This window comes from Pseudomonas sp. NFX1 (assembly GCF_051123555.1).
In the GTDB taxonomy this organism is placed as follows: domain Bacteria; phylum Pseudomonadota; class Gammaproteobacteria; order Pseudomonadales; family Pseudomonadaceae; genus Aquipseudomonas; species Aquipseudomonas capeferrum.
The window spans coordinates 4,943,222-4,967,516 of record NZ_CP169366.1 but is presented as its reverse complement, the minus strand read 5'-3'; the positions used below and the strand labels follow the sequence as shown (position 1 = coordinate 4,967,516).

22 protein-coding genes are annotated in these 24,295 nt (G+C 64.5%); 14 read left to right on the top strand and 8 right to left on the bottom strand.

Annotated features, from left to right (window positions below; genetic code table 11):
* The first annotated feature begins 40 nt into the window (after nucleotides 1-40).
* Genes DJ563_RS22400 through DJ563_RS22390 form a run of 3 tightly spaced genes read left to right on the top strand, consistent with a single transcriptional unit; the run spans nucleotide 41 to nucleotide 3,734 of the window.
* Nucleotides 41-1,327: a M16 family metallopeptidase gene (locus tag DJ563_RS22400; RefSeq protein ID WP_434518352.1), complete on the top strand. Its 1,287-nt coding sequence runs from the start codon at nucleotides 41-43 to the stop codon at nucleotides 1,325-1,327.
* Complete coding sequence (locus DJ563_RS22395) at nucleotides 1,320-2,681, top strand: M16 family metallopeptidase (protein ID WP_434518351.1); 1,362 nt, start codon at nucleotides 1,320-1,322, stop codon at nucleotides 2,679-2,681. Before DJ563_RS22400 ends, DJ563_RS22395 begins: the two co-directional genes overlap by 8 nt.
* A gap of 60 nt (nucleotides 2,682-2,741) precedes the next feature.
* On the top strand, nucleotides 2,742-3,734 hold the full coding sequence (locus DJ563_RS22390) for a hydrolase (RefSeq protein ID WP_434518350.1): 993 nt from the start codon (nucleotides 2,742-2,744) through the stop codon (nucleotides 3,732-3,734).
* A 12-nt stretch (nucleotides 3,735-3,746) separates the two neighbouring features.
* On the opposite strand, the gene DJ563_RS22385 is transcribed toward DJ563_RS22390, so the two are convergent.
* Both DJ563_RS22385 and DJ563_RS22380 read right to left on the bottom strand, forming a co-directional pair.
* Nucleotides 3,747-4,601 (bottom strand): sulfurtransferase, encoded by an 855-nt coding sequence (locus tag DJ563_RS22385; protein ID WP_434518349.1) that lies wholly within the window; start codon nucleotides 4,599-4,601, stop codon nucleotides 3,747-3,749.
* Between the two features lie 35 nt (nucleotides 4,602-4,636).
* A complete protein-coding gene (locus DJ563_RS22380) occupies nucleotides 4,637-5,302 on the bottom strand; it encodes a TetR/AcrR family transcriptional regulator (RefSeq protein WP_033702040.1) in 666 nt (221 codons plus the stop codon).
* A gap of 151 nt (nucleotides 5,303-5,453) precedes the next feature.
* Here DJ563_RS22380 and DJ563_RS22375 point away from each other — a divergent pair, with 151 nt between their 5' ends.
* The 5 genes from DJ563_RS22375 to DJ563_RS22355 all read left to right on the top strand — a co-directional run bounded on the left by DJ563_RS22375 (nucleotide 5,454) and on the right by DJ563_RS22355 (nucleotide 9,950).
* Entirely contained in the window at nucleotides 5,454-6,884 is a 1,431-nt protein-coding gene (locus DJ563_RS22375) for a coniferyl aldehyde dehydrogenase (protein WP_434518348.1), read from the top strand.
* A gap of 9 nt (nucleotides 6,885-6,893) precedes the next feature.
* Nucleotides 6,894-7,379 (top strand): twin-arginine translocation pathway signal protein, encoded by a 486-nt coding sequence (locus DJ563_RS22370; RefSeq protein WP_274097583.1) that lies wholly within the window; start codon nucleotides 6,894-6,896, stop codon nucleotides 7,377-7,379.
* A gap of 20 nt (nucleotides 7,380-7,399) precedes the next feature.
* A complete protein-coding gene (locus DJ563_RS22365; RefSeq protein WP_434518347.1) occupies nucleotides 7,400-8,998 on the top strand; it encodes a GMC family oxidoreductase N-terminal domain-containing protein in 1,599 nt (532 codons plus the stop codon).
* 111 nt (nucleotides 8,999-9,109) lie between these two features.
* Nucleotides 9,110-9,589, top strand: coding sequence for a pantetheine-phosphate adenylyltransferase (coaD, locus tag DJ563_RS22360; RefSeq protein WP_016489662.1), 480 nt, complete (start codon nucleotides 9,110-9,112; stop codon nucleotides 9,587-9,589).
* A gap of 109 nt (nucleotides 9,590-9,698) precedes the next feature.
* Nucleotides 9,699-9,950 carry a YfhL family 4Fe-4S dicluster ferredoxin gene (locus DJ563_RS22355; RefSeq protein WP_027592315.1) on the top strand — a complete coding sequence of 84 codons (252 nt, stop codon included), beginning with the start codon at nucleotides 9,699-9,701 and terminating at the stop codon, nucleotides 9,948-9,950.
* Between the two features lie 32 nt (nucleotides 9,951-9,982).
* On the opposite strand, the gene mutM is transcribed toward DJ563_RS22355, so the two are convergent.
* Together mutM and DJ563_RS22345 are read right to left on the bottom strand one after the other, a co-directional pair.
* Complete coding sequence (gene mutM, locus DJ563_RS22350) at nucleotides 9,983-10,795, bottom strand: bifunctional DNA-formamidopyrimidine glycosylase/DNA-(apurinic or apyrimidinic site) lyase (protein WP_027592314.1); 813 nt, start codon at nucleotides 10,793-10,795, stop codon at nucleotides 9,983-9,985.
* A 3-nt stretch (nucleotides 10,796-10,798) separates the two neighbouring features.
* Nucleotides 10,799-11,617 (bottom strand): HDOD domain-containing protein, encoded by an 819-nt coding sequence (locus DJ563_RS22345; protein WP_274097600.1) that lies wholly within the window; start codon nucleotides 11,615-11,617, stop codon nucleotides 10,799-10,801.
* 191 nt (nucleotides 11,618-11,808) lie between these two features.
* Here DJ563_RS22345 and DJ563_RS22340 point away from each other — a divergent pair, with 191 nt between their 5' ends.
* The gene (locus DJ563_RS22340) at nucleotides 11,809-13,005 is read left to right on the top strand and encodes a class I SAM-dependent rRNA methyltransferase (RefSeq protein ID WP_274097580.1); all 1,197 of its coding nucleotides are present in this window, start codon (nucleotides 11,809-11,811) and stop codon (nucleotides 13,003-13,005) included.
* Between the two features lie 39 nt (nucleotides 13,006-13,044).
* Here the strand turns inward: DJ563_RS22340 and mgtE are convergent, their stop codons facing one another.
* Entirely contained in the window at nucleotides 13,045-14,100 is a 1,056-nt protein-coding gene (gene mgtE, locus DJ563_RS22335) for a magnesium transporter (RefSeq protein ID WP_274097579.1), read from the bottom strand.
* A gap of 478 nt (nucleotides 14,101-14,578) precedes the next feature.
* Here mgtE and ilvD point away from each other — a divergent pair, with 478 nt between their 5' ends.
* Nucleotides 14,579-16,420 carry a dihydroxy-acid dehydratase gene (gene ilvD / locus DJ563_RS22330; protein WP_033702050.1) on the top strand — a complete coding sequence of 614 codons (1,842 nt, stop codon included), beginning with the start codon at nucleotides 14,579-14,581 and terminating at the stop codon, nucleotides 16,418-16,420.
* A gap of 97 nt (nucleotides 16,421-16,517) precedes the next feature.
* On the opposite strand, the gene DJ563_RS22325 is transcribed toward ilvD, so the two are convergent.
* Complete coding sequence (locus DJ563_RS22325) at nucleotides 16,518-17,378, bottom strand: LysR family transcriptional regulator (RefSeq protein WP_434518346.1); 861 nt, start codon at nucleotides 17,376-17,378, stop codon at nucleotides 16,518-16,520.
* 140 nt (nucleotides 17,379-17,518) lie between these two features.
* Here DJ563_RS22325 and DJ563_RS22320 point away from each other — a divergent pair, with 140 nt between their 5' ends.
* Entirely contained in the window at nucleotides 17,519-18,187 is a 669-nt protein-coding gene (locus tag DJ563_RS22320; RefSeq protein ID WP_434518345.1) for an FMN-dependent NADH-azoreductase, read from the top strand.
* 11 nt (nucleotides 18,188-18,198) lie between these two features.
* Here the strand turns inward: DJ563_RS22320 and DJ563_RS22315 are convergent, their stop codons facing one another.
* Nucleotides 18,199-19,254, bottom strand: a complete 1,056-nt coding sequence (locus DJ563_RS22315; protein WP_434518344.1) for a haloacid dehalogenase-like hydrolase — start codon at nucleotides 19,252-19,254, stop codon at nucleotides 18,199-18,201.
* A 240-nt stretch (nucleotides 19,255-19,494) separates the two neighbouring features.
* Here DJ563_RS22315 and DJ563_RS22310 point away from each other — a divergent pair, with 240 nt between their 5' ends.
* Nucleotides 19,495-20,886 carry an L-cystine transporter gene (locus DJ563_RS22310; RefSeq protein WP_434518343.1) on the top strand — a complete coding sequence of 464 codons (1,392 nt, stop codon included), beginning with the start codon at nucleotides 19,495-19,497 and terminating at the stop codon, nucleotides 20,884-20,886.
* 33 nt (nucleotides 20,887-20,919) lie between these two features.
* On the opposite strand, the gene DJ563_RS22305 is transcribed toward DJ563_RS22310, so the two are convergent.
* A complete protein-coding gene (locus tag DJ563_RS22305) occupies nucleotides 20,920-21,438 on the bottom strand; it encodes a dihydrofolate reductase (RefSeq protein WP_274097574.1) in 519 nt (172 codons plus the stop codon).
* A 54-nt stretch (nucleotides 21,439-21,492) separates the two neighbouring features.
* Here DJ563_RS22305 and DJ563_RS22300 point away from each other — a divergent pair, with 54 nt between their 5' ends.
* Together DJ563_RS22300 and DJ563_RS22295 are read left to right on the top strand one after the other, a co-directional pair.
* Nucleotides 21,493-22,884: a DUF2868 domain-containing protein gene (locus DJ563_RS22300; protein WP_434518342.1), complete on the top strand. Its 1,392-nt coding sequence runs from the start codon at nucleotides 21,493-21,495 to the stop codon at nucleotides 22,882-22,884.
* On the top strand, nucleotides 22,877-24,241 hold the full coding sequence (locus tag DJ563_RS22295) for a GTPase/DUF3482 domain-containing protein (protein WP_434518341.1): 1,365 nt from the start codon (nucleotides 22,877-22,879) through the stop codon (nucleotides 24,239-24,241). Before DJ563_RS22300 ends, DJ563_RS22295 begins: the two co-directional genes overlap by 8 nt.
* The last annotated feature ends 54 nt before the right edge of the window (nucleotides 24,242-24,295 follow it).

The following is a 24,295-nucleotide window of genomic DNA, read 5'->3' as shown; positions in this document are numbered from 1 at the left end:
CTGAAGCTGCTCCTTCGTTTCTTGCAGGAGCACTTGCGCCATGACCGAACACCCAACGCCTGTACCCTCGGTACAGGCCTTCTCCCTCGCCAATGGCCTGCGCGTTTATTTACGCGAAGACCGTCGCGCCCCGTTGGCAAGCGTGCAACTGTGGTATCACATTGGCGCCAGCTACGAGCCCGAGGGGCATACTGGCCTGTCCCATGCTTTGGAGCACTTGCTGTTCGAGGGCAGCAGCAAACTGGCCAGCGGGCAGTATGCGACCCTCATGACCCGCCTCGGCGGTGACCCGAATGCGTTCACCCATGCCGAGGCCACGGTCTTCCCACTGACCTTGCCCGTCAGCCGGCTGGAGGTTGCCCTGGAAGCCATGGCCGACACCATGGCCACAGCCACCCTCGGCGATGCATCCTTTGCTCGCGAGCTTGCGGTGGTAATGGCCGAGCGGCGTACCGATGTCGACAACAACCCTTTGGCGCTCGCACTGGAACAGCACCAATTGCTGGCCCACGGCACCAGCCCCTATGCAACGCCGGTGATCGGCTACAAGGCCGACCTCGCGGCCATGACGCCTGCGGCCGCCCGCACCTGGTACCAAACCTGGTATCACCCGAACAATGCCACCCTTGCAGTCGCCGGCGACATCGACCTGCAACAACTGCAAACACTGGTCACGCGGCATTTCGCGGCAATCCCCGCCCATCGCCTGCCACTTCAACAAGCGCCCGTCGAGGCCCCCAAGCTGGCTCAACGCTCGCAAACACTGCGCCTGCAAGGCCTGAGGCCCGGCCTGATCCTCAGCTTCAACCTGCCCAGCCAACGCACCGCCAGCTCCAGCACGCAAGCGCATGCCTTGCGGCTGCTGCCCGATCTGCTTACCGAAGGCCAGGCGGCAACGCTGCAGCGTCGGCTGCTGATAGACGAGCCGGTACTGCAAGCCCTGAAGTCAAGCTACGAGCCGTGTCGGCGTGGCGACAGCCTGCTGACCCTCTATGCCTACTGCAACGTCACGCCCGAGGCAGCAGCCGACAGACTGATGGCTGAAATCGAAGCCTTTCGCCAGACCCTGCCCAGCCCGCAAGACCTTCAACGCGCAAAGGCGCGCCTCCTGGCCAGGCAAGTGTTTGCACGAGACGACATCGAGGAGCAGGCAGAAGCCATCGGCAGGCAGGCGGTCTGCGGGCTGGACCCCATCGCGCTGGATGATGATCGAGAAGCCATCGAGGCAGTGACCACCGAGCAGGTTCGCCAAGCCGCGCACGATTACCTGACGCCACCTCGCATGGCGACCACCTTCCTGCACCCTCAGGAGACCCCTCATGAATGAGAGAACAGAGGCCCCTCTGGCGGCACCGGACCTAGGCAACGGTCTGCTCAGCGCCCAAGGGCTGGACCTGAACCATTTCGAAACCATCAAGACGCAAGTAGAGGTCTGGAGAACCGACGCGGGTACAGGCGTGACGTTCGTCGAGGCCCGCGGTTTGCCCATCGTCGATGTGATGCTGCGCTTCAAGGCGGGTAGCCTTCAGGGTGACCAGCCCAATCTGGCCGCGCTGACCCTGTACATGCTCGACGAGGGCAGCCAGCGCTTTGACGCGATCGAGCATGCTCAGCGTATGGAGCGGCTGGGTGCAGTTGTGGATAAACAGATACGCCGTGAGCACGCGACCTTGAGCCTGCGCAGCATGAGCACCCCGGCGCTGCTCGACCCTGCCATCGAACTGTTCACCGAAATGGTCGCTCAGCCGGCCTTTGACGACACCTCGCTGGAGACTGTCAAACGCCAACTCTTGCAGCACGACGCATCCCGCGCGAAGCAGCCGGTGCTCAGGGCGCGCCGCGAGGTCTTTCACCACCTGTTCAGCGGGCATCCCTACGCCAACCCGCAGGGCAGCACGGCGCAAGGGCTGGCCACGGTCACGCGCGACGACCTGAAAGCGTTTCACCGACGTGCCTACAGTGCCACCAACCTGGAAATGGTCGTTGTCGGCGACCTGTCGCGCACCGAGGCGCAAGGCATTGCACAGCGCATCAGCCAGGCACTGCCCCAAGGGTGGGCCGCCGCCGAGCTGCCAGTCCCCCCTGAAACCACAAGTGCAACGATCAACGTTGAACAGCCTGGGGCGAGCAACGCAGTGCTTCTGGCGTTGCCGATGAACGTACCGGCCAACGAACCCGAGTACCTTGCTCTGGTAATGGCCAGTGAAGTGCTGGGCTCGGGGCTCGACTCACGGCTGATGAAAGAACTGCGCCAACGTCGTGGCCTCACCTACGACATCCGTAGCCAACTGGTGCCCATGAGTGCTGGAGGGCTGTTCGTCATCGAGTGGGAGATCGCCCCGCATTTCGTGGCCGGCACGCAGGACCGGGTATCCACCTTGCTTGCCGACTTTATCCGGCAAGGGCCGAGCGAAGCCGAACTGCAACTGGCTCGCCAACAGCTGGCAGGGCAGTTGTTGCGTGGTGTTGCCAGGAACAACAGCCTGGCCGCACTGCTCACCAACACCACCTATCAACGGCAAGCGGATGACTACCCGAATACCTACATCGAACGCTTGACCCAGCTGACCCCGGAGGTGGTCCGCGAAGTCATGCAACGCAGGTTCGACCTGACGCGCCAGGTGCTTGTCAGCGTCGGCCCCATGGTGGACCAGCAACCGCTGCCGGCCATCGACCAATAGCGCAGGTACAGGGGCAGTGTTTCATGGCACTCTAGGCAGGCACATCACGAGTCGCCCAGCATGCCCAGCCTCACTGCCCATTTTCGCCCGGCCGTCGGCCTGTCCAACCCGCACCTGCAAACCTTGTGGGGCCCGCTCTGGCGCAAGTTGCCAGCGCTGCAGCGCGACCGCGAGCGGCTGTGGCTGGCCGATGGCGACTTCATCGACCTCGACTGGCATGGCCCGCACCAGGCGGATGCGCCGCTGGTGCTGGTGCTGCACGGGCTGACCGGGTCTTCCCACTCGCCCTACGTCAAAGGCTTGCAGCAAGCCCTGCAGAGCCGCGGCTGGGCCAGCGTGGCGGTGAACTGGCGCGGTTGTTCGGGCGAGCCGAACCTGCTGCCGCGCAGCTACCATTCCGGCGCCAGCGAGGACCTGGCAGAAATCGTCGCTCACCTGCGCGCCCAGCGCCCATTGGCGCCACTTTATGCAGTGGGTTATTCGTTGGGTGGCAATGTGCTGCTCAAATACCTGGGCGAAAGCGGCTCGGCCAGCCAGCTGGAAGCTGCGGTCGCGGTGTCGGTGCCGTTTCGCCTGGACCAGTGTGCCGACCGTATCGGCCAGGGTTTTTCGAAGGTTTACCAGGCCCATTTCATGCGCGAGATGCTGGCCTATGTGCAGCTCAAGCAACGCCACTTCCATGAGAAGGGCGAACACGAGCGGCTAGCAGCCCTGGAACGGCTCGGGCCCCTGACCAAACTGCGCACCTTCTGGGACTTCGACGGCAGGGTCACTGCGCCGCTCAATGGTTTCAACGATGCGCACGACTACTACCGCCGCTCATCGAGCCGCTTCTTCCTGGGCGAGAACCGCACGCCGACCCTGATCATCCACGCCAGCGACGATCCATTCGTGTCCAGCCACAGCTTGCCCTTGGCAAGCGAACTGGCAGCGCAGACGCAGTTTGAACTGCACAATCGCGGTGGCCATGTGGGTTTTGTCGATGGCAGCCTGCGCAACCCGGGGTATTACCTGGAACGGCGGATTCCGCAGTGGCTGGTAGAAGGCGCGTAGCAGCAGCCCGAATCAATCCCCAGTCGCCACCCCACGCGCCGGATCATTGATCCACTCGCTCCACGACCCCGCATACAGCCGCCCCAGCGGATAGCCCGCCAGTGCCAGGGCAAACAGATTGTGGCAAGCCGTCACCCCCGACCCGCAGTAGGCCACCAGTTGCTCCGGCGAGCGCCCCGCCAACTTTTCGGCAAACCGTTGCTTGAGTGCGTCGGCCGGTAGAAAACGCCCGTCGACCCCCAGGTTGTCGGTAAACGCCGCGCACTGCGCACCAGGAATATGCCCAGCAACCGGGTCGATAGGCTCGACTTCACCGCGAAAGCGCGGCAAGCCTCTGGCGTCGATCAACGTCAGCCCCGCATCGCCCAGGTGCTTGGCCAAGTGCTCGGCATCGATCAGCAACGTGTTATCCGGCTCACCTGTGAACGTACCCTCGCGCTTGAGGGGTGGGTCCAGGCTCAACGGCAGATGCGCTGCATGCCACGCCTTGAGGCCGCCATCGAGAATCGACACGCCACTGCGTTTGCCCAACCAGGCCAGCAACCACCAGGCGCGCGCGGCAAATGCACCGGGGCCGTCGTCGTAGAGCACCACCTGGCTGTCGTTGTCCAGCCCCCACTCGCGCAGGCGCTCAACCAGCCGCCCCGCATCCGGTAATGGGTGGCGCCCCGTGCGTCCCTTGCTTACCGGGCCACTGAGGTCGCGCTCAAGGTCGGCGAAGTGGGCCCCGGCAATATGCCCCTCGGCATAGCTGCGTTGGCCATAGTCCACATCCTCGAGGGCAAAGCGGCAGTCGAGGATCACCAGATCGGGCGAGCCCAGACGCTCGGCCAGCTGTTGCGGGGTGATCAATTGCGCAAGGGGCATGACTATCTCCTGATCGATGGCACTCGTGCCCTGGTTCACAGTTCCAGGGCCTGGTTGAACGGTACATGGAATTCCTGGCACAGCGCGTCCACGGCATTGCGGGCGTCAACGGTGACGAAGCCAAGCTCCAGCACCAGTACCTGATAGACGCCGCGCTTGAAGGCTTCTTCACCCAGGTGCGCGGAGTGCTCACGCGTGGTGCTGAGAAAACGCACCCATGAAGTCAGCACGATCCAGGCGTTGATGGTCAGCGACTCGATCTGCGCCGGCGCCATGGCCAGGATCCCGGCGTCGACGAAGCCCCGGTAGATCGCCTGGCCCTGGCGCAGGCAGCGCTCGGAAAACCGCCGATAGCGCGCGGCCAGCTCGGGGTCGCTGTCCAGCAGGTGTTCCAGGTCGCGGTGCAGGAAGCGGTAGTTCCACATCGCCGCGAGCAGGGCCTTGAGGTAGAAACGCTTGTCTTCCACCGTTGCGGCTCGCCCTTGAGGCGGGCGCAGAAAACTGTCCACCAGCGCTTCGTACTGGCTGAACAACAGGGCGATAATCGCCTGCTTGTTGGGGAAGTGGTAATAGAGGTTGCCGGGCGAGATTTCCATGTGCGCGGCAATATGGTTGGTGCTGACGCTACGTTCGCCCTGCTGGTTGAACAGCTCCAGGCTGTTCTGCACGATGCGCTCTCGGGTCTTCATGCGCGGGGCCATGCTCAGCTCCCAGTCTGCGGGCCTTGGTCAAAGGGTCATCTTACGGCTTATCCGCTGTGGAATGCACCGCTCGAACGCCAGGAAAAATTCGCACCATGGTACCGATTAGAGTATAGGCTCTAGGGACTCCCACGCCCGGACTCGCGCCGATATGACCTCGCCCGTTGCCTTGCCTCCTGTGCATTCCGACCTCGACCTGACGGCGAGGTTCGCCACTCAACGCCAGGCTTTTGCCGGCAACCCCACGCCACCGGCGGCCCAGCGCCGCCAGTGGCTGAAGAGCCTGCGCGAGGCACTGCTGGCGGAGCAGGCGCAACTGATCGAAGCAATCGACCACGACTTTGACGGGCGCAGCGCCGACGAGACCTTGCTGGCTGAACTGCTGCCCTCGATCCAGGGCCTGCGCCATGCCGAAACGCATGTGCAACGCTGGATGCGCCCCAGCCGGCGCCGGGTCGGGCTGGCCTTCCAGCCCGCCAGCGCGCAGGTGCGCTACCAACCCTTGGGGGTGGTCGGCATCATCGTGCCTTGGAACTACCCGTTGTTTCTCGCCATTGGCCCGCTGACCTGTGCCCTGGCGGCGGGCAACCGGGTCATGCTCAAGCTCAGCGAAGCAACGCCGGCCAGTGCCCAGGCGCTCAAGCAGTTGCTGGCACGCGTGTTCCCCGAAGACCTGGTCAGCGTGGTGCTGGGTGAGGTCGAGGTTGGCCAGGCCTTTGCTCGCCTGCCGTTCGACCACCTGCTGTTCACCGGCGCTACCAGTGTGGGCCGCCAGGTCATGCTGGCTGCGGCCCATAACCTGACCCCGGTGACCCTGGAACTGGGCGGCAAATCGCCGGCCATCGTCTCGGCCAGCGTGCCGCTGGACAGCGCGGCCGAGCGCATTGCCTTCGGCAAGACCCTGAACGCCGGCCAGACCTGCGTAGCCCCCGACTACGTGCTGGTGCCGCGCGAACGGCTGCAGGCCTTCAGTGACGCCTACCAGCTCGCCGTTCGCCGCCTGTATCCGCATATCGCCGACAACCCCGACTACACCGCCATCATCAACCCGCGGCAGCTGCAGCGCCTGCAGCACCTGCTGGACGACGCCCGCGACCAAGGCGCCGAGGTGCTCGACCTGTACCCCGGCGAACCCCGCCAGGGACGACGCCTGCCCCCTCACCTGCTGCTGGGGGTGACCGACGGCATGCAGGTGATGCAGGACGAAATTTTCGGCCCGCTGTTGCCGCTGGTGCCCTATGACACCCTCGACCAAGCCTTGGCCTACATCAACCAGCGCCCACGCCCCCTGGCCCTCTACTACTTCGGCTACGAGCGCACCGAGCAGGAGCACGTACTGCGCCACACCCACTCCGGTGGCGTGTGCCTGAACGACACCCTGCTGCATGTCGCCCAGGACGACCTGCCCTTTGGCGGTATAGGGCCTTCCGGTATGGGGCACTACCACGGCCACGACGGCTTCCTGACCTTCAGCAAAGCCAAGGCGGTGCTGGCCAAGCAACGCCTGAACGCTGCCCGCCTGATCTACCCGCCTTACGGCAAGGCCTTGCAGCGCCTGGTCTACAAGCTGTTCATCCGCTGAGCCCGGGCCATGCAGCGACGCGACCTGCTCCGTTTCAGCCTGGGTGCCAGTGCGTTCCTCGCCACCACCAGCCTGGTCGGCTGCACGGCGCAGTCGCCCGCAACTGGCTATCGGGCGCTGCGCGACGACGACCTGCACCTGCTGAACGCGCTGATCCCGGTAGTGCTTGCCGGCACCCAGGCCGTCGAAGCGCTGGTGCTGCACAGCCTGGATCACAAACTGGCGGCTCTGTCGCCAGAGATGCTCAAGCTCACCCGGCAATTGTTCGACGTGCTCAGCCTGCCGTTGACCCGCGGCCCCCTGACCGGTATCTGGGGCGCCTGGCAGCAAGCCAGCGCCGAGCAGATCAACGCGTTTCTGCAACGCTGGCAGGCCAGCTCGCTGAACCTGCTGCGCATGGGCCATGCATCGCTGCTGCAACTGCTGCTGATGGCCTGGTACGAGCGCCCGGAAGCCTGGGCGGCCTGCGGCTACCCTGGGCCACCGAAGATCTGACGACAACAAGAGCACCGCCAATGCCTGTAATCGACCCGTTTCGCCAAGGCCTCGAACGCGGCTGGATCACCCACGACGGCTCGCGCCTGGCGCAGGACCTGGCCCTGCAAGCCGACATCGCCGTGATCGGCAGCGGCGCTGGCGGCGCCACCAGCGCGCAGTTGCTCAGCGCCGCCGGGTTCAAGGTATTGCTGATCGAAGAAGGCCCACTGAAGACCAGCAGCGACTTCCACCTGCTGGAAAGCGAGGCCTACGCCAGCCTGTATCAGGAGGGCTTGGGGCGGATGAGCAAGGATGGCGCCATCACCATTCTGCAGGGCCGCGCTGTGGGCGGCACCACGCTGGTCAACTGGACCTCGAGCTTTCGCACACCGCCACAGACCCTGGCCCATTGGGCCCAGGAGCACCAGGTCAGCGGTTTGGGCAACGAAGCATTAGCCCCCTGGTTCGAACGCATCGAACAGCAGCTGGGCATCAGCCCCTGGGCCTTGCCGCCAAATGCCAACAACGAAGTGCTGCGCCGTGGCTGCGAACAGCTCGGCTATCGTTGGGCGGTGATACCGCGCAATGTGCGCGGTTGCTGGAACCTTGGCTATTGCGGCATGGGCTGCCCGGTCAATGCCAAGCAGTCGATGCTGGTGACCAGCATACCGGCCACCCTAGACCAGGGTGGCGAGCTGCTGTACCTGGCCCGGGCAGAGCGCTTCGAGCACGACGGCGAACGCATCGCCGGGTTGCAGTGCAGCGCCCTGGACGCCAACGGGATAAACACCACCGGCAAGCAGATCAGCGTGCGCGCCCGGCACTACATTTTGGCTGGGGGCGGTATCAACAGCCCGGCGCTGTTGCTGCGCTCCAACGCTCCCGACCCGCACGCGCGCCTGGGCAAACGCACTTTCCTGCACCTGGTCAACTTCAGCGCGGCACGTTTCAACGCGCGCATCGACCCCTACTACGGCGCCCCGCAATCGATCTACAGCGACCATTTTCAATGGTTGGGCGGCAGCGACGGCCCGATCGGCTACAAACTCGAAGTGCCGCCCCTGCACCCGGCCCTGGCCAGCACCCTGCTGGGCGGGCATGGCAACGACAATGCCCAGCGCATGGCCGAGCTGCCGCACACCCACGTGATGCTGGCGTTGCTGCGCGATGGCTTCCACCCGCAAAGCCAGGGGGGCGCCGTCGAGCTGCGCGGCGATGGCTCACCGGTGCTGGATTACCCGGTCAACGATTACCTGCGCGACGGTTTGCGTCGCGCCTACCGCAGCATGGCGCACATCCAGTTTGCCGCCGGAGCCACGCGGGTACTGCCGGTGCACGGCGATGCCCGCTACGCCAGCAGCCTGAGTGAAGCCCTGACGATGATCGACGAGCTGTCACTGGCGCCGTACCGCACACGCCTGGGCAGCGCCCACGTGATGGGCGGTTGCGCCCTCGGTGAAGACCCGCGCCAGGCGGTGTGCAACAGCCTGGGCCAGCACCACCAGCTGGAAAACCTGTCGATTCACGACGGCTCGCTTTTCCCCACCAGCATCGGCGCCAACCCGCAATTATCGGTTTACGCCCTCAGCGCAAAGCTTACCGATGCCCTGATCACCCGCCTGGCACACAACGCATGACAACAAATGCACCCACTGTCTATAGTGCCATCAGCCGGCCGCACGACTTGGCCGGGCGCAATCGCTGCGCTACCATCCGACTCCCCAACGCACTCCAGCCAGGATGACGCGATGAACCGAGTGTTGTACCCGGGTACTTTCGACCCCATTACCAAGGGCCATGGCGATCTGGTCGAGCGCGCCTCGCGGCTGTTCGACCATGTGATTATCGCGGTGGCGGCCAGCCCCAAGAAAAACCCGCTGTTCCCGCTGGAACAACGGGTGGCGCTGGCCCGTGAGGTCACCAAGCACCTGCCCAATGTCGAAGTCATCGGCTTCTCTTCCCTGTTGGCGCATTTCGCCAAGGAACAGGGCGCCAACGTCTTCTTGCGCGGCCTGCGTGCGGTGTCCGACTTCGAGTACGAGTTCCAGCTGGCGAACATGAACCGGCAACTGGCCCCCGATGTCGAGAGCCTGTTCCTGACGCCTTCGGAGCGCTATTCGTTTATTTCCTCGACGTTGGTCAGGGAAATCGCGGCATTGGGCGGCGATATCAGCAAGTTCGTCCACCCCGTGGTGGCAGAGGCGCTGACCGAACGCTTCAAGAAGTAACGCCTGATCGCCTGAATATCGCGCCCGCGTGCACTGCGGGCGCGAATGCGGCACAATTGTGCCCATTGCGTTGAACATGCCCGGGCGGTGAGCCCCGGCCGGAGTCCCCATGTCCCTGATCATCACCGACGATTGCATCAACTGCGACGTCTGCGAACCCGAGTGCCCGAACGAGGCCATCTCCCAAGGCGAAGAGATCTACGTGATCGACCCTAACCTGTGCACTCAGTGCGTGGGCCACTACGACGAGCCGCAGTGCCAGCAGGTCTGCCCGGTCGACTGCATCCCGCTGGATGAAGCGCACCCGGAGACCGAAGAACAGCTGATGGCCAAGTATCGTCTGATTACTGGCAAGGCCTGAGCCCCGCGAGTGGGCCGCCAAGCGGCCCCGATTCAGCGCTGGCAGCGCGGGCAGAACACACTGGCCCGTTGCCCAAGCTTCACCTCGCGCAAGGTCGTGCCACACAGCTTGCACGGCATGCCACCCCGCCCGTAGACGAACAGTTCCTGCTGGAAGTACCCCGGCTGCCCATCCCCGCCGATGAAGTCGCGCAAGGTCGTGCCGCCCTGCTCGATGGCCGCCGCCAGCACCCGCTTGATCTCGATGGCCAGCTTCAGATACCGCGCCCGCGATATACCGCCCGCCTCCCGGCGTGGATCGATGCCTGCGGCAAACAACGCTTCGGTGGCGTAGATGTTGCCCACACCGACCACGATCGCGTTGTCCATGATGAACGGCTTGACCGCCATCGAGCGCCCGCGCGACAGCTGGAACAGGCGTTCACCGTCAAACAGATCGGTCAGCGGCTCTGGCCCCAGACGCAGCAGCAGCTCGTGGTTGAGCGGGTCGAGGCTCCAGAGCATGGCGCCGAAACGGCGCGGGTCGGTGTAGCGCAGCATCAGCCCCGACTCCAGCTCGATGTCGACATGCTCGTGCTTGGCCGCCGGCAAGCCCAGCTCGACCAGGCGCAAATTACCCGACATGCCCAAATGGCTGATCAAGGTGCCGACCTCGGCATTGATCAACAGGTACTTGGCGCGCCGCTCGACGCTGACGATACGCTGCCCCGACAAGCGCACATCCAGGTCTTCGGGGATCGGCCAGCGCAGGCGCCGGTCACGCACCACCACGCGGCTGACCCGCTGGCCTTCCAGGTGGGGCGCGATACCGCGCCGGGTGGTTTCTACTTCGGGTAGTTCCGGCATGTGTCAGTGCCCGCCCAGCTCTCGGATATTCTGCTTGAGGTTTTCGAAGTCGTAGTCCGACAAGCCAATGTAGTCGAGCACCAGCGGCCCCACCACCTCCCATTCGTGGTCGACGCTCTGGCTGCCCAGTACCCGGTAGGACGCGCAGATGTGCTCGGCCATCTTCAGCACCGCCAGCAGGTTTTTCATCTGGCTCTGGGCATTGCGCGAAGACTCGTCGCGGAACACAGCCAAGGCATTGTGGTGGTTGGCGATGGCCGCAGTGAGGTGCTCGGGCAGGCGCCAGGACTTGGCGGTGAAATACCCCACTACCGAGTGGTTGGTATTGAACGCACGGTTTTCCGTATCGACCACACGGGTTTCGCCGTCGGCCTTGGCGTAGGCCTCTTCCAGCACCTCCATGTAGTTGGGGAAGCGCTTGAGCATCAGCGGCACGCCGCAATCATGGAACAGCCCAAGGGTGTAGGCCTCGTCCGCAGACTGCATGCCGGTGCGCTTGGCCAAGGTCAGGCAGGTCATTGCCACATCCTGCGCGGTGTCCCAGAAGCGGTTCAGGGTGACGATGGTTTCGTCGCTCATTTCGCCTTTGATCGACTGGGCGTTGATCAGGTTGATGATCGAACGGCTGCCCAGCAGGTTCACCGCACGCTGGATCGAGCCAATCTTGTTGGAGAGGCCGAAATGCGGTGAGTTGACCAGCTTGAGCAAGGCGCCGGACAAGCCCGGGTCCTGGGAAATCAGCTTGGCGATGGTTTCCAGATCCGGGTCAGGCATGTACTGCTCGAACTGCAGGTCAACCATGATCTGCGGTTGCGGCGGGATGGTAATGCCTTGCAAGGCTTGCTGGATCTGTTCGGCGCTGAGTTCTTGGGACATGCGTACACACTCGTTGAGGACGGCGAATTCTAACACCGGATCGTCTGGCTTTACGGCTGGCCAGCACTTTGTCGCACCCAGCACCGCAGCAAGGGCCAACACGGTATACTCCCGCTCTTTTTTCCCGGAGCGACGTCATGTCCCTGCCCAGCCTTCGCCTCAAAGCCAATGCCGACCGCCGCCTGCGCGCTGGCCACCTGTGGGTCTACAGCAATGAAGTCGACGTCGCCGCGACCCCGCTGCAAGGCTTGCAGGCCGGCCAGCAGGCGGTCCTCGAGGCCGCCAACGGCAAGCCGCTGGGCATCGTGGCGCTGAGCCCGAACAACCTGATCTGCGCGCGCCTGCTGTCGCGCGACGTCAAGCTGCCACTGGACAAGTCGCTGCTGGTGCACCGCCTCAACGTCGCCCTGTCGCTGCGTGAGCGCCTGTTCGACAAGCCGTGCTACCGCCTGGTCTACGGCGATTCCGACCTGCTGCCAGGCCTGGTGGTCGACCGTTTCTTCGACATCCTCGTGGTTCAGCTGGCCTCGGCCACCATGGAGCTGCACAAGGACGACGTGATCGCCGCCCTGGTCCAGGTGCTCAAGCCAAGCGGCATCCTGTTCAAGAACGATTCCGCTGCGCGTGATGCCGAAGGCCTGCAGCGCTACGTCGAAACCGTTTACGGCGAAGTGCCGGACTGGGTTGCGCTGGAAGAAAACGGCGTGCAATTCGAGGCCCCGGTACGCGAAGGGCAGAAGACCGGCTGGTTCTATGACCACCGCATGAACCGCGCGCGCCTGGCCCCATACGTCAAAGGCAAACGCGTGCTCGACCTGTTCAGCTACATCGGTGGCTGGGGTGTGCAGGCCGGCGCATTTGGTGCCAGCGAAGTGTTCTGTGTGGATGCCTCGGCGTTCGCCCTGGACGGCGTCGAGCGCAACGCCGCACTCAACGGCATCAGCGACAAACTCACCTGCATCGAAGGTGACGTGTTCGAGGCACTGCGCGAGCTGAAGGCCGCCGAAGAGCGCTTCGACGTGATCATTGCCGACCCACCCGCGTTCATCAAGCGCAAGAAAGACCTGAAAAACGGCGAAGCGGCCTACCGTCGCCTCAACGAACAGGCCATGCGCATGCTCAACAAGGACGGCATCCTGGTCAGCGCCTCATGCTCCATGCACCTGCCCGAAGATGACCTGAACAACATCCTGCTGACCAGCGCCCGTCACCTGGATCGCAACCTGCAACTGCTCGAGCGCGGCGGCCAAGGCCCGGACCACCCGGTGCACCCGGCCATTGCCGAAACCCGCTACATCAAGAGCATTACCTGCCGGTTGCTGCCAAACAGCTGATGCACTGCCCTGGGGCCGCCTTGCGGCCCCAAAGGCACATCAGATACCCAGCACGTACGAAGCAATCCCGAAATACACCAGCACCCCCGCCGCATCTGCAATCGACGTCACCAGCGGCCCGCTGGCAGTCGCCGGGTCGAGCTTGAGCTTGGTAAACATGAACGGCAGGCTCATGCCGATCAGGCTACCCAGCAACACGATCACCAGCATGCTGCTGGCAACGATGATGGCCACGTCCATCCCACCGCGCAACGCACCCAGCGATGCCACCGCCACCGCCATGGTGAACCCCAGCGCCAACGCCACACCGCATTCGCGCCCCAGCATCCGCAGCCAGTCACGCATCACCACCTCGCCCGTCGCCAGGCCCCGCACCATCAAGGTCGCCGACTGCGCCCCGGCATTGCCACCGCTGTCCACCAACAGCGGCAGGAAGAACACCAGCACGATATGCGCGGCAATGGTCTCTTCGAACGCGGCGATGCCCGCCCCCGAAAACAGGTTGCCGAACACCAGCAGCACCAGCCACAACACCCGCTTGCGGTACAACAGGCTGACCGTGGCATCCCGCAGGTTGCCCACGTGGTTGGTGATGGATGCGCCCTTGTGGAAGTCCTCGGTGGCCTCATCGACCACCACGTCGAGCGCATCGTCGCACGTCACCAGCCCCACCAGGCGCCCGCCCTCGTCCAGCACCGGCACGGCCAGCAGGTCGTGCTGGCGTATCAGGCGGGCCACCTCCTCCTGGCGGGTCGCGGTACACACGCAGATGACCTTGTGCACCATGATCTGCTCGATCGGCTGCTCGGGGGCGGCCAGGATCAGCTCGCGCAGGGACAAGGTACCGCGCAGGTTGCGCTGCTCATCGAGGACATAGGACTGATAGATGGTTTCGGCGTCGGCGGCCTCGCGGCGCAGCATGTCGATGGCCTGGCTGGCAGTGAGGCCGGCATCGAGGCAAGAATATTCGCTGGTCATCAGGTAACCGGCCGTGCCTTCGCGGTAGCCGTGCGGGTGCAGCAGGTCGTCACGGCGCGCCTGGGCGGCCTGGCGCAGGTCGAGGGGGGAAACGCAGAGATCGGAAGTGTGTTGCATGAGGTTCTCCAGGCGCCGACGCAGGCACCTGCAAACCTCAGCCACACGGGCTCAAGCCTTCGCAGGCCCTGGCGGCGACGCGCTCAGTGCCAATTTACGAGTTCGGTATGAACTGAAACTGGGAAGGTCCATTGAGGGTGTATCTCGTGAAGCCGCACATGCGGCGGGCGGATCATAGTCAGCCTGGGCCGGCAGGTCAGCCCTTGAAGCGCCGTTTCGGAAGGGTCCTACAAACTACCGGCTATTCGGCCAAAGCCACCGCCCAGACACATCGCCATTCCCTCGCCGCGCCAGCGGTGTAGAATCGGGCTATTCATCGCCAGTCATCCCCGGCGGGTTTATGAGCTCTGGTCGAGCACGCGGCGATCCCGTGGTGTCTTCGGCCCCATCCGTGCCAGTGGCAACCGGCCTAAGGCGCATAGGACAAGAGAAGCTCACTCCCCTTTTTGTGACCTGATTAAGCCGCCAGGAGCGCTTCATGCCTGATTATCGTTCCAAGACTTCCACCCATGGCCGCAACATGGCCGGCGCTCGTGCCCTGTGGCGCGCCACCGGGATGAAGGACGAAGATTTCAAGAAACCGATCATTGCCATCGCCAACTCGTTCACCCAGTTCGTCCCGGGCCACGTGCACCTGAAGGACCTGGGCCAGCTGGTTGCCCGCGAGATCGAGCGCGCCGGTGGCGTGGCCAAGGAATTCAACACCATCGCGGTCGACGACGGCATCGCCATGGGCCACGACGGCATGCTGTACTCGCTGCCTAGCCGCGAGATCATCGCCGACGCCGTGGAATACATGGTCAACGCCCACTGCGCCGACGCCATCGTCTGCATCTCCAACTGCGACAAGATCACCCCCGGCATGCTGATGGCCGCCCTGCGCCTTAACATCCCGGTGATCTTCGTTTCCGGCGGCCCGATGGAAGCGGGCAAGACCAAGCTGGCCAGCCACGGCCTGGACCTGGTCGACGCAATGGTCATCGCCGCCGACTCCTCGGCTTCCGACGAGAAGGTCGCCGAATACGAGCGCAGCGCCTGCCCGACGTGCGGTTCGTGCTCCGGCATGTTCACCGCCAACTCGATGAACTGCCTGACCGAAGCACTGGGCCTGGCCCTGCCGGGCAACGGTTCGACCTTGGCCACCCACTCCGACCGCGAGCAGCTGTTCCTCACGGCTGGCCGCACCATCGTCGAGCTGTGCAAGCGCTACTACGGTGAGAACGATGCGTCGGTGCTGCCGCGCAGCATCGCCAACTTCAAGGCGTTCGAAAACGCCATGATGCTCGACATCGCCATGGGCGGTTCGACCAACACCATCCTGCACCTGCTGGCCGCGGCCCAGGAAGGCGAGGTGGCGTTCGACCTGCGTGACATCGACCGCCTGTCGCGCGTGGTGCCGCAGCTGTGCAAGGTGGCGCCGAACATCCAGAAGTACCACATGGAAGACGTGCACCGCGCCGGCGGCATCTTCAGCATCCTCGGCTCGCTGGCCCGTGGCGGCCTGCTGCACACCGACCTGCCGACCGTGCACAGCCGCAGCATGGAAGAAGCCATCGCCAAGTGGGACATCACCCAGACCGACGACGAAGCGGTGCACACCTTCTTCAAGGCCGGCCCGGCGGGCATCCCGACCCAGACCGCGTTCAGCCAGTCGACCCGCTGGGAAACCCTCGACGACGACCGTGAAAACGGCTGCATCCGCAGCTTCGAGCACGCCTACTCGCAAGAGGGCGGCCTGGCCGTGCTGTACGGCAACATCGCCCTCGACGGTTGCGTGGTGAAAACCGCCGGTGTCGACGAGTCGATCCACGTGTTCGAAGGCAGCGCCAAGATCTTCGAGAGCCAGGACAGCGCCGTGCGCGGCATCCTCGCCGACGAAGTGAAGGCCGGTGATATCGTGATCATTCGCTACGAAGGCCCGAAAGGCGGCCCGGGCATGCAGGAAATGCTCTACCCGACGTCGTACCTGAAGTCCAAAGGCCTGGGCAAGGCCTGCGCCCTGCTCACCGACGGTCGCTTCTCGGGCGGTACCTCGGGCCTGTCGATCGGCCACGCCTCGCCGGAAGCCGCCGCTGGCGGCGCCATTGGCCTGGTGCGCGACGGCGACAAGGTATTGATCGACATCCCCAACCGTTCGATCAACCTGCTGGTCAGCGATGAAGAGCTGGCTGAGCGCCGCGTCGAGCAGGACAAGAAAGGCTGGAAACCTGTTGAAGTGCGCCCGCGCAAGGTGACCACCGCCCTCAAGGCCTACGCCCTGCTGGCGACCAGTGCAGACAAGGGTGCGGTACGCAACAAGGCGATGCTCGACGGGCTGTAAGGCTTCCTAGCGTTTGAAGAACCGGCGCCCTGTGCGCCGGTTTTTTTATGCCTGAAGGATCAAAGCCAGCGCCGAGCGACGAGAGCAACTACCTTGCTTACGAGTCTGTGCCGACCCTGGCAACACATTGGCGCAACTGCGCCAGCAGCAGGGCAACCGAGCGTTTCGGTTTCGCCGCCGCTGTCAGCACAAACTGCGCATGGGGCAAGGGCGGCAGCGTTGGCACTTCCAGCAGCCCTGCGGCCAGGGCGGCCGTGCGAGTGACCGGTGTTACCCCAAGACCGCCGCTCACGGCTGTCATCAAGCCTCCGGCACTTGGGCTCTGGCAGACGATACGCCATTGCCGCCCCGCGCGCGCCAGCGCCTCGATGGCAGCAGCCCGATAGGGGCACTGGTCAGAAAACACGGCCAAGGGAACAGCGCTGGACTCATCATCTGCAAGCAGCGCCAGCGGCCCTCTCGCCCAGACCAGCGGCTCGGACCACAACACCTCACCAGGCTCATCACCGTTGCAGCGGCTACCCAGGACAAAATCCAGCCCACCGGACTGCACCAGCGGGAGCAACTCCCCGGTCAGGCCGACTTTCAGCACAAGCTCAGTATCCGGGTGAGCGACCGAGAATCGGCGCAGGCAGTCGATCACCGGCGCCTTGACCATCTCCTCGCTCAAGCCCACAAGCACCGTGCCTGAAACCCGCCGCCCCACGCCAAGGCTTGCGCGGGCATCGTCATGCAGCGCCAGGATGGTACGCGCATAGCCTGCCAACCGCGCACCTGCTGGCGTCAGGCTGACCGAGCGGGTGGTGCGCTCCAGCAACTTGTGCCCGGCTTCGCTCTCGAGCCGGCGAATGTGCGCGCTGATCGCCGATTGCGTCAGGTGCAGCCGCTCGGCAGCACGGGTAAAACCACCGCTGTCGGCAACGGCAAGCAGGCTACGCAGAAGGACAGTATCGAACACGGATTGATCACCTATCTCACTCAATGAGGCGAGCATACGTTATTTCTATAATGGATCATCCTCAATCAGACTTTGCGCAGCCCGCCTGTGCACTCAAGCACCAGGGGACGTGTCATCAACGCTGCCAAGGAGAAGCACCCGTGGTTGAACGTGTCTTGTATGTGTGCGCCTCACCGAGAGGAGAGCGCTCGGTTTCCGCTCAGATTGCCGAAGTCTTTCTGTCGGCGCTGGCAGAGCGCAAAGCCGTAGAGGTTGACCGCCTCGACCCTTGGGAGTGCGCGCTGCCCGAGGTGGATGGCGACCTGCTTGCGGCCAAATACGCAGGGCTTGCCGATGCCCCGCTTTCACCCGCGCAAACCGCTGCCTGGGCACAGATCACAGCGCTCGCCAAGCGCTTCCACCGGGCGGATACGTTGCTGTTCAGCGTGCCGCTGTGGAATTTCGGCATACCGTACAAGCTCAAGCACCTGATAGACGCGATTTCGCACAAGGGTGTTCTGTTCACCTTCGACGAGCAAGGCTTGAACGGCATGCTCGGTGGGCGCCGGGCGGTGGCCATCTACACCCGCGGGCTGGGGTATGGCCCCGACTCGCAAACGCCCGACCAGGCGTTCGGCCTGGAAAAGCCCTTCCTCGATGCGTGGTTCCGCTTTGTCGGCATCAACCGGGTGCACAGCATCGTGGCCGAACAAACGCTAAGCCCTGCGGGCGCCAGCGTCCGTGCCAGCGCCCTCGTAGAAGTGAGCTTGCTGGCGCGCAATATCGATCAGGCACAGGCCCGCACCATCATCGTCGGCCGCAGCGGCTGAGGTGCGCCCCGTTACTGGATCTGCTCCGGCGTGATGATCACCCAGTTCTTGTCAGCCGTCACCGGCAGCCCTTCCTTGGCCTGGGCGGCTGCATGCTTGGCGATCATCCCGTTGAGTTGGTCCATGTACTTGGCCTTGCGGTTTATCCACAGGTGGATGCCCCCCTTGCCCACATCCACGCCGTGGAACTGCATGTAACCATCGCTGGTCGGCGTGTCGCCCCCGACCAATACTGGTTTCTTCCATTCATCGATGTAGGTGAGGATCGCCGCCTGCTTGCCTGCCATCCACGTTGCCGGTGTCCACAGGTACGGCGTCAGTTCGAGGCCTTCATTGGCCTTGGGGTCATAGTGGCCGGCGCCAATCTGCTTACGCGCCGTGGTCAGCTGGCCGCTGGCGCGGTCTTTGAGCAGCAGGCTGACACCAATGACATTCTGCGGCTTCACGTTGTAGCCATACTTCGGGTCGGACGCGACCATGCGTACCAGTTCTTCGGAGGCGGCAGAAATCACATACACCTCGATGCCATTCTCCGTCAGCTTGTTGAACAGCTCGGCCTGGCCGGCGAAGACCTTGGGCGGCTGCACCTCGATGGCCTTGACCTGGTCACCCTCGAAGTAGGTGCTGGGCACGGGCTTGCCCGAGGCCATCAAGGCATCGACCTGGGCCTTCAGCTCTTTCAGGGTAAAGCCCGAGAACACCTGGGCCACCCACGGGTAGCAGACCATGTCGTCGATTTCGCACAGGCGGTAGTAGTAACTGAACAGGCTTTCCTTGTGCTCGGCCGTGTCCTTGAACGGGATCAACTTCAACGAAGGGTCGAGCTTGTCGCGAGTCAGCAGGCCCTGGTTCTCCATGAACGGCAGCAGCGCCTCTTCAAGGTCGTAGCGGTAGCTGGTGTTATCCATGTCGAACACCGCGTAGTTACCTTTGTTGGCGTTGGCGGCGATCATGCTGTCGAGCTGTTTGGCGGCCTCGGCGGGCCAGTGCTTGAGTTCGGTGGCCCAGGCCTGGACACTGAACAGCAGGGAAAGACCGACGGCGAAGGCTTTCGGAGCAAGCTGCATGTACGAATCTCCTGAAATGACCAGGCAACGCTAGCCCAACATGCCGCACCCGCCAGCCCTGACAACGACGCCCAGGCAGCTTGAAACGTCGTGTTCATTGCTTTTTGCGACATGCCGTTATTCCATTAACGACTAAGCAAATTCCATTTGGGTATAAATTCGTTTGTTTTCAGGCTGTTAGCATTTCCGTTCGCAATCGCTCACAGAGGCGATGCCTCTTCTGTTCTTGTTGGAGCTTCAATGAACCTGCCGCTGTCACTCAACCTGCTGGCGTTCCTGGCCCTGTTGCTGGGCCTGGCACAAACCCGCCATACCCAATGGAGCCTGGCCAAGAAAGTCCTGCTGGGCCTGGTGCTGGGCGTGGTATTCGGTTTGGTCCTGCACACGATCTATGGCGCTGGCCACCCGGTACTGAAAGCCACCATCGCCTGGCTCGACCTGGTCGGCAACGGCTACGTCGGCCTGTTGCAGATGATCGTCATGCCGCTGATCTTCGCTTCGATCCTCAGCGCGGTGGCGCGCCTGCACAACGCCTCCTCGCTCGGGCGCATCAGCGTGCTGAGCATCGGTACCCTGCTGCTGATCACGGCCATCGCCGCGCTGATCGGCATCGTCCTGACCAACCTGTTCGGCCTCACTGCCGACGGCCTGGTGGCCGGCGTGCAGGAAAGCGCCCGGCTGCAAGCGATCCACAGTGACTACGCGGGCAAGGTCGCCGACCTCAATATCCCGCAGTTGCTGCTGTCGTTCATCCCCAGCAACCCGGTGGGCGACCTGGCGCGGGCCAAGCCGACCTCGATCATCAGCGTGGTGATCTTCGCCGTGTTCGTCGGCCTGGCCGCCCTGCAACTGATCAAGGACGATGCCGAAAAAGGCGAGCGCGCCCTGTCGGCCATCGACACCCTGCAGGCCTGGGTGATGCGCCTGGTACGCGTGGTGATGAAGCTCACCCCCTATGGCGTGCTGGCCTTGATGACCAAGGTGGTGGCCAGCTCCAACCTGGACGACATCCTCAAGCTGGGCAGCTTCGTGGTGGTGTCGTACATCGGCCTGGGGCTGATGTTCGTCGTGCATGCCCTCATCCTGGCTGCGACCGGGGTAAGCCCGCTGCGCTTCTTCCGCAAAGTGTGGCCGGTGCTGACGTTCGCCTTCACCAGCCGCTCCAGCGCAGCCAGCATCCCGCTGAATATCGAAGCACAGACCCGCCGCCTGGGCGTGCCGCAATCGATCGCCAGCTTCAGCGCCTCGTTCGGCACCACCATTGGCCAGAACGGTTGCGCTGGGCTGTACCCGGCGATGCTGGCGGTGATGGTTGCCCCGGCGGTTGGTATCGATACCTTTGACCCGCTGTGGATCGCGACCCTGGTCGCCATCGTCACCCTGAGCTCGGCCGGGGTTGCCGGGGTTGGCGGCGGTGCCACCTTCGCCGCGCTGATCGTGCTGCCGGCCATGGGCTTGCCGGTCGAGTTGGTGGCGCTGCTGATTTCGGTGGAGCCGTTGATCGATATGGGGCGGACGGCGCTGAACGTGAATGGTTCGATGACGGCTGGGGTGGTTACCAGCCAGCTGTTGAAAGAGACCGACAAAGGTGTGCTGGCCGATGATCAGCATGCAGAGTTGAGCCATAGCTGAGATGGCTAGGGGCTGCATCGCAGCCCCACACTCTCAAACCCTTTCCCAAACGTCGAAATGGTAAGCCGGCCCAGCCCCTTCAGGCGCCTGCGGCTCACTCGATACCCGCCGCCACTGGTGCTCGTCGAACGCCGGGAACCAAGCATCGCCCTCAGGCGATAGCTCCACACGGGTCAGGTACATGCGGCTCACCAGCCCCTTCTCCAGCGCCTGCCCATACAGTTGCGCACCGCCAATCAGCATCAACTCATCGACGCCCTGCTCGCGCGCCCACTGGCCAGCCCGCACCAGCGCAGCTTCCAGTGACGCAAACACCTCGGCGCCAGGCAGTTGCAGCCCCGGCTGGCGGCTGACCACGATATTCAACCGCCCCGGCAATGGCCGGCCCAGCGAGTCCCAGGTCTTGCGCCCCATGATGATGGGCTTGCCCAGGGTCGTGGCCTTGAAGTACTTGAAGTCCCCCGGCAGGTGCCAGGGCATGGAATTGTCGATGCCGATCACGCGGTTCTCGGCGAGGGCCGCGATCAGGCTGAGAGGGAGTGTGCTAGTCATGCTGGCGAGGATAGCAAACCCGCCGTGGGTTATGCTTCTGCCCTGACCTGTGCAATGGAAGACCTTGTGACTGGACCGACGCCACTGGACAAACGCTGGCTCACCGAAGCGGTGCGCCTGCGCGAGGAACACGCCGGCCCCCTGGAAGACCAGGAGGCCAACCGCCGCGCCCGCCAAGTCGGCGGCGACCTGGCGGCCCGTATCGAGACCCGTGCGCTGTTCCTGGCCGAACGCGACGGCATGGCGACTGCCCTGCGGCACTGGAAACAGGGCGCACGCCTGGCACTGCTGGCCCTGCTGATCGTCGCTGCCTTCAGCGGCGCGGGCCTGGCCTTCGCGGCCCTGGGGGACGGCCAACGCCCGGTGAATGTGTTCTGGGCGCTGGGCAGCCTGCTTGGGTTGAACCTGCTGATGTTGCTGGGCTGGGCGATAGGCCTGGGCCTGAGCGGCGAACACGGTGCAGGCCTGGGCCGCCTGTGGCTGTGGCTGAGCGAACGCTTTGCCCGCGATGCCAAGGCCGCGCACCTTGCGCCAGCGCTGCTGGTGCTGCTGCAGCGCCAGCGCCTGAACCGCTGGCTGCTGGGCGTGCTGGTGCACGGCTTGTGGCTGCTGGCGATGAGCACAGCGCTGGGTATGCTCGTGGTCTTGCTGGCTACCCGGCGCTATGGCTTTGTCTGGGAAACCACCCTGCTCGCCGCCGAACCGTTCATCCACCTGACGCAGGCGCTCGGCGCCCTGCCTTCGCTGCTGGGCTTTGCGGTGCCGGACGAAACCCTGATCCGCGCCAGCGGCGACACGCTGCCAGCCCTGGACCTGGCGCGCCAGGCGTGGGCCAGCTGGCTGCTCGGCGTGGTGCTGGTGTATGGCCTGCTGCCGCGCCTGCTGTTGGCCGGGTTGTGCCTGTGGCGCTGGCGCCAGGGCCGCGCGCGCCTGGCGCTGGACCTCAGCCTGCCCGGCTACGCAGCCCTGCGCGAAAGCCTGATGCCCCGCAGCGAACGCATCGGTGTGCAGGATGCCGCGCCCGAAACCTTGCCTCACTTCGCTGCCGGCCAACTGGAAAGCGGTAGCAGCGGTGCTCTGCTGGTCGGCCTGGAGCTGGACGACCAGCGCCCCTGGCCGCCCGCCCTGCCCAAGAACGTGACCGATGCCGGTGTGCTCGATAGCCGCGAGTCACGCAACAAGCTGCTCGAACAACTGAGCCGCTTCCCGCCTGCGCGACTGGCCATCGCCTGCGACCCGCGCCGCTCCCCCGACCGCGGCAGCCTGGCGCTGCTCGCCGAACTGGCACGCAATGCCGGCGCCACCCGTATCTGGTTGCTGCAGGCCGCGCCAGGTCAAGCCCTGGATGCCGAGCGCCTGGGCGACTGGCACGAAGCCCTGGACCGTCTCGGCCTGCCCCACGCCGACACCTCGCCCCTGACCTGGCTGGAGCACGGCCATGACTGAGCCGCTGAAACTGGCCGTGGTCGGCCATACCAACGTTGGCAAGACCTCACTGCTGCGCACCTTGACCCGCGATGTGGGCTTTGGCGAGGTGTCTCACCGCCCCAGCACCACGCGCCATGTGGAAGGGGCGCGCCTGTCGGTGGACGGCGAGCCGTTGCTGGAGCTGTACGACACCCCTGGCCTGGAAGACGCCATCGCCCTGCTCGACTACCTTGAGCGGCTGGAGCGCCCGGGCGAGCGCCTGGACGGCCCGGCCCGTCTGGCGCGCTTCCTTCAGGGCAGCGAGGCGCGCCAGCGCTTCGAGCAGGAGGCCAAGGTGCTGCGCCAGTTGTTGGCCAGCAATGCTGGCCTGTATGTGATCGATGCCCGCGAACCGGTGCTGGCCAAATACCGCGACGAGCTGGAAGTGCTGGCCAGCTGTGGCAAGCCCCTGCTGCCGGTGCTCAACTTCGTTGCCAGCAACCAGCACCGCGAGCCAGAATGGCGTGAAGCCCTCGCCCGCCTTGGCTTGCACGCCTTGGTGCGGTTCGACAGCGTGGCGCCGCCGGAAGACGGCGAACGCCGTTTGTACGAAAGCCTGGCCTTGCTGCTGGAAGACGCCCGCCCTGCCCTGCAACGGCTGATCGACGACCAGCAGGCGCAACGCCAGGCCCGCCACCACAGCGGTAAACGCCTGATCGCCGAGCTGCTGCTCGATTGCGCCGCCTGCCGGCGCAGCGTGGTGGCCGAGCCTGCTGCCGAAGCCAAGGCCATCGAGGCGCTGCGCCAGGACGTGCGCCAGCGTGAACAGCGCTGTGTCGAGGCGCTGCTCAAGCTGTACGCCTTCCGCCGCGAGGACGCCCATGCCAGCGATTTGCCGTTGTTGGACGGGCGCTGGGGCGATGACCTATTCAACCCCGAGACCTTGAAGCTGCTGGGTGTGCGCCTGGGCAGTGGCGTTGCGGCGGGTGCTGCGGCGGGTGCCGGGGTCGACCTGCTGGTCGGCGGCCTCACCCTTGGCGCCGCCGCCCTGGCCGGGGCCATCGCCGGCGGAGCGCTACAGACGGCACGCAATTATGGGTCGAGGTTGATGGGCAAACTCAAGGGCCAGCGCGAGCTGACCGTCGACGATACGGTGTTGCGGCTGTTGGCGCTGCGCCAGCAGCAGTTGATGGTGGCTTTGGATAACCGCGGGCATGCGGCGCAAGACAGCATTCGCCTGGGCGAACTGGATGAGAAGGCCTGGCGCGAGGGCAAGTTGCCTGAGGCCTTGATCAAGGCGCGGGCGCATCCGCAATGGTCGACGCTGAACCCAGGGGCACGGGTGAATCAGGCAGAACGGCAGGAGCAGTTGGAGGCGTTGGTTTTGCAGATTTGAGTGTTGTGAGTGGGCGGGAGGTGTTCGCCTTGAGAGGTGTGGCGATCGATCTAC

Bases quoted from the DNA above. Each gene is read 5' to 3' on its own strand.
- DJ563_RS22300 (WP_434518342.1), top strand. From the start codon at position 21,493: ATGGAAGACCTTGTGACTGGACCGACGCCACTGGACAAACGCTGGCTC.
- DJ563_RS22390 (WP_434518350.1), top strand. From the start codon at position 2,742: ATGCCCAGCCTCACTGCCCATTTTCGCCCGGCCGTCGGCCTGTCCAAC.
- DJ563_RS22395 (WP_434518351.1), top strand. From the start codon at position 1,320: ATGAATGAGAGAACAGAGGCCCCTCTGGCGGCACCGGACCTAGGCAAC.
- DJ563_RS22370 (WP_274097583.1), top strand. From the start codon at position 6,894: ATGCAGCGACGCGACCTGCTCCGTTTCAGCCTGGGTGCCAGTGCGTTC.
- coaD (WP_016489662.1), top strand. From the start codon at position 9,110: ATGAACCGAGTGTTGTACCCGGGTACTTTCGACCCCATTACCAAGGGC.
- DJ563_RS22295 (WP_434518341.1), top strand. From the start codon at position 22,877: ATGACTGAGCCGCTGAAACTGGCCGTGGTCGGCCATACCAACGTTGGC.
- DJ563_RS22375 (WP_434518348.1), top strand. From the start codon at position 5,454: ATGACCTCGCCCGTTGCCTTGCCTCCTGTGCATTCCGACCTCGACCTG.
- ilvD (WP_033702050.1), top strand. From the start codon at position 14,579: ATGCCTGATTATCGTTCCAAGACTTCCACCCATGGCCGCAACATGGCC.
- DJ563_RS22340 (WP_274097580.1), top strand. From the start codon at position 11,809: ATGTCCCTGCCCAGCCTTCGCCTCAAAGCCAATGCCGACCGCCGCCTG.
- mutM (WP_027592314.1), bottom strand. From the start codon at position 10,795: ATGCCGGAACTACCCGAAGTAGAAACCACCCGGCGCGGTATCGCGCCC.
- DJ563_RS22365 (WP_434518347.1), top strand. From the start codon at position 7,400: ATGCCTGTAATCGACCCGTTTCGCCAAGGCCTCGAACGCGGCTGGATC.
- DJ563_RS22310 (WP_434518343.1), top strand. From the start codon at position 19,495: ATGAACCTGCCGCTGTCACTCAACCTGCTGGCGTTCCTGGCCCTGTTG.
- DJ563_RS22380 (WP_033702040.1), bottom strand. From the start codon at position 5,302: ATGGCCCCGCGCATGAAGACCCGAGAGCGCATCGTGCAGAACAGCCTG.
- DJ563_RS22305 (WP_274097574.1), bottom strand. From the start codon at position 21,438: ATGACTAGCACACTCCCTCTCAGCCTGATCGCGGCCCTCGCCGAGAAC.
- DJ563_RS22400 (WP_434518352.1), top strand. From the start codon at position 41: ATGACCGAACACCCAACGCCTGTACCCTCGGTACAGGCCTTCTCCCTC.
- DJ563_RS22385 (WP_434518349.1), bottom strand. From the start codon at position 4,601: ATGCCCCTTGCGCAATTGATCACCCCGCAACAGCTGGCCGAGCGTCTG.
- mgtE (WP_274097579.1), bottom strand. From the start codon at position 14,100: ATGCAACACACTTCCGATCTCTGCGTTTCCCCCCTCGACCTGCGCCAG.
- DJ563_RS22355 (WP_027592315.1), top strand. From the start codon at position 9,699: ATGTCCCTGATCATCACCGACGATTGCATCAACTGCGACGTCTGCGAA.
- DJ563_RS22315 (WP_434518344.1), bottom strand. From the start codon at position 19,254: ATGCAGCTTGCTCCGAAAGCCTTCGCCGTCGGTCTTTCCCTGCTGTTC.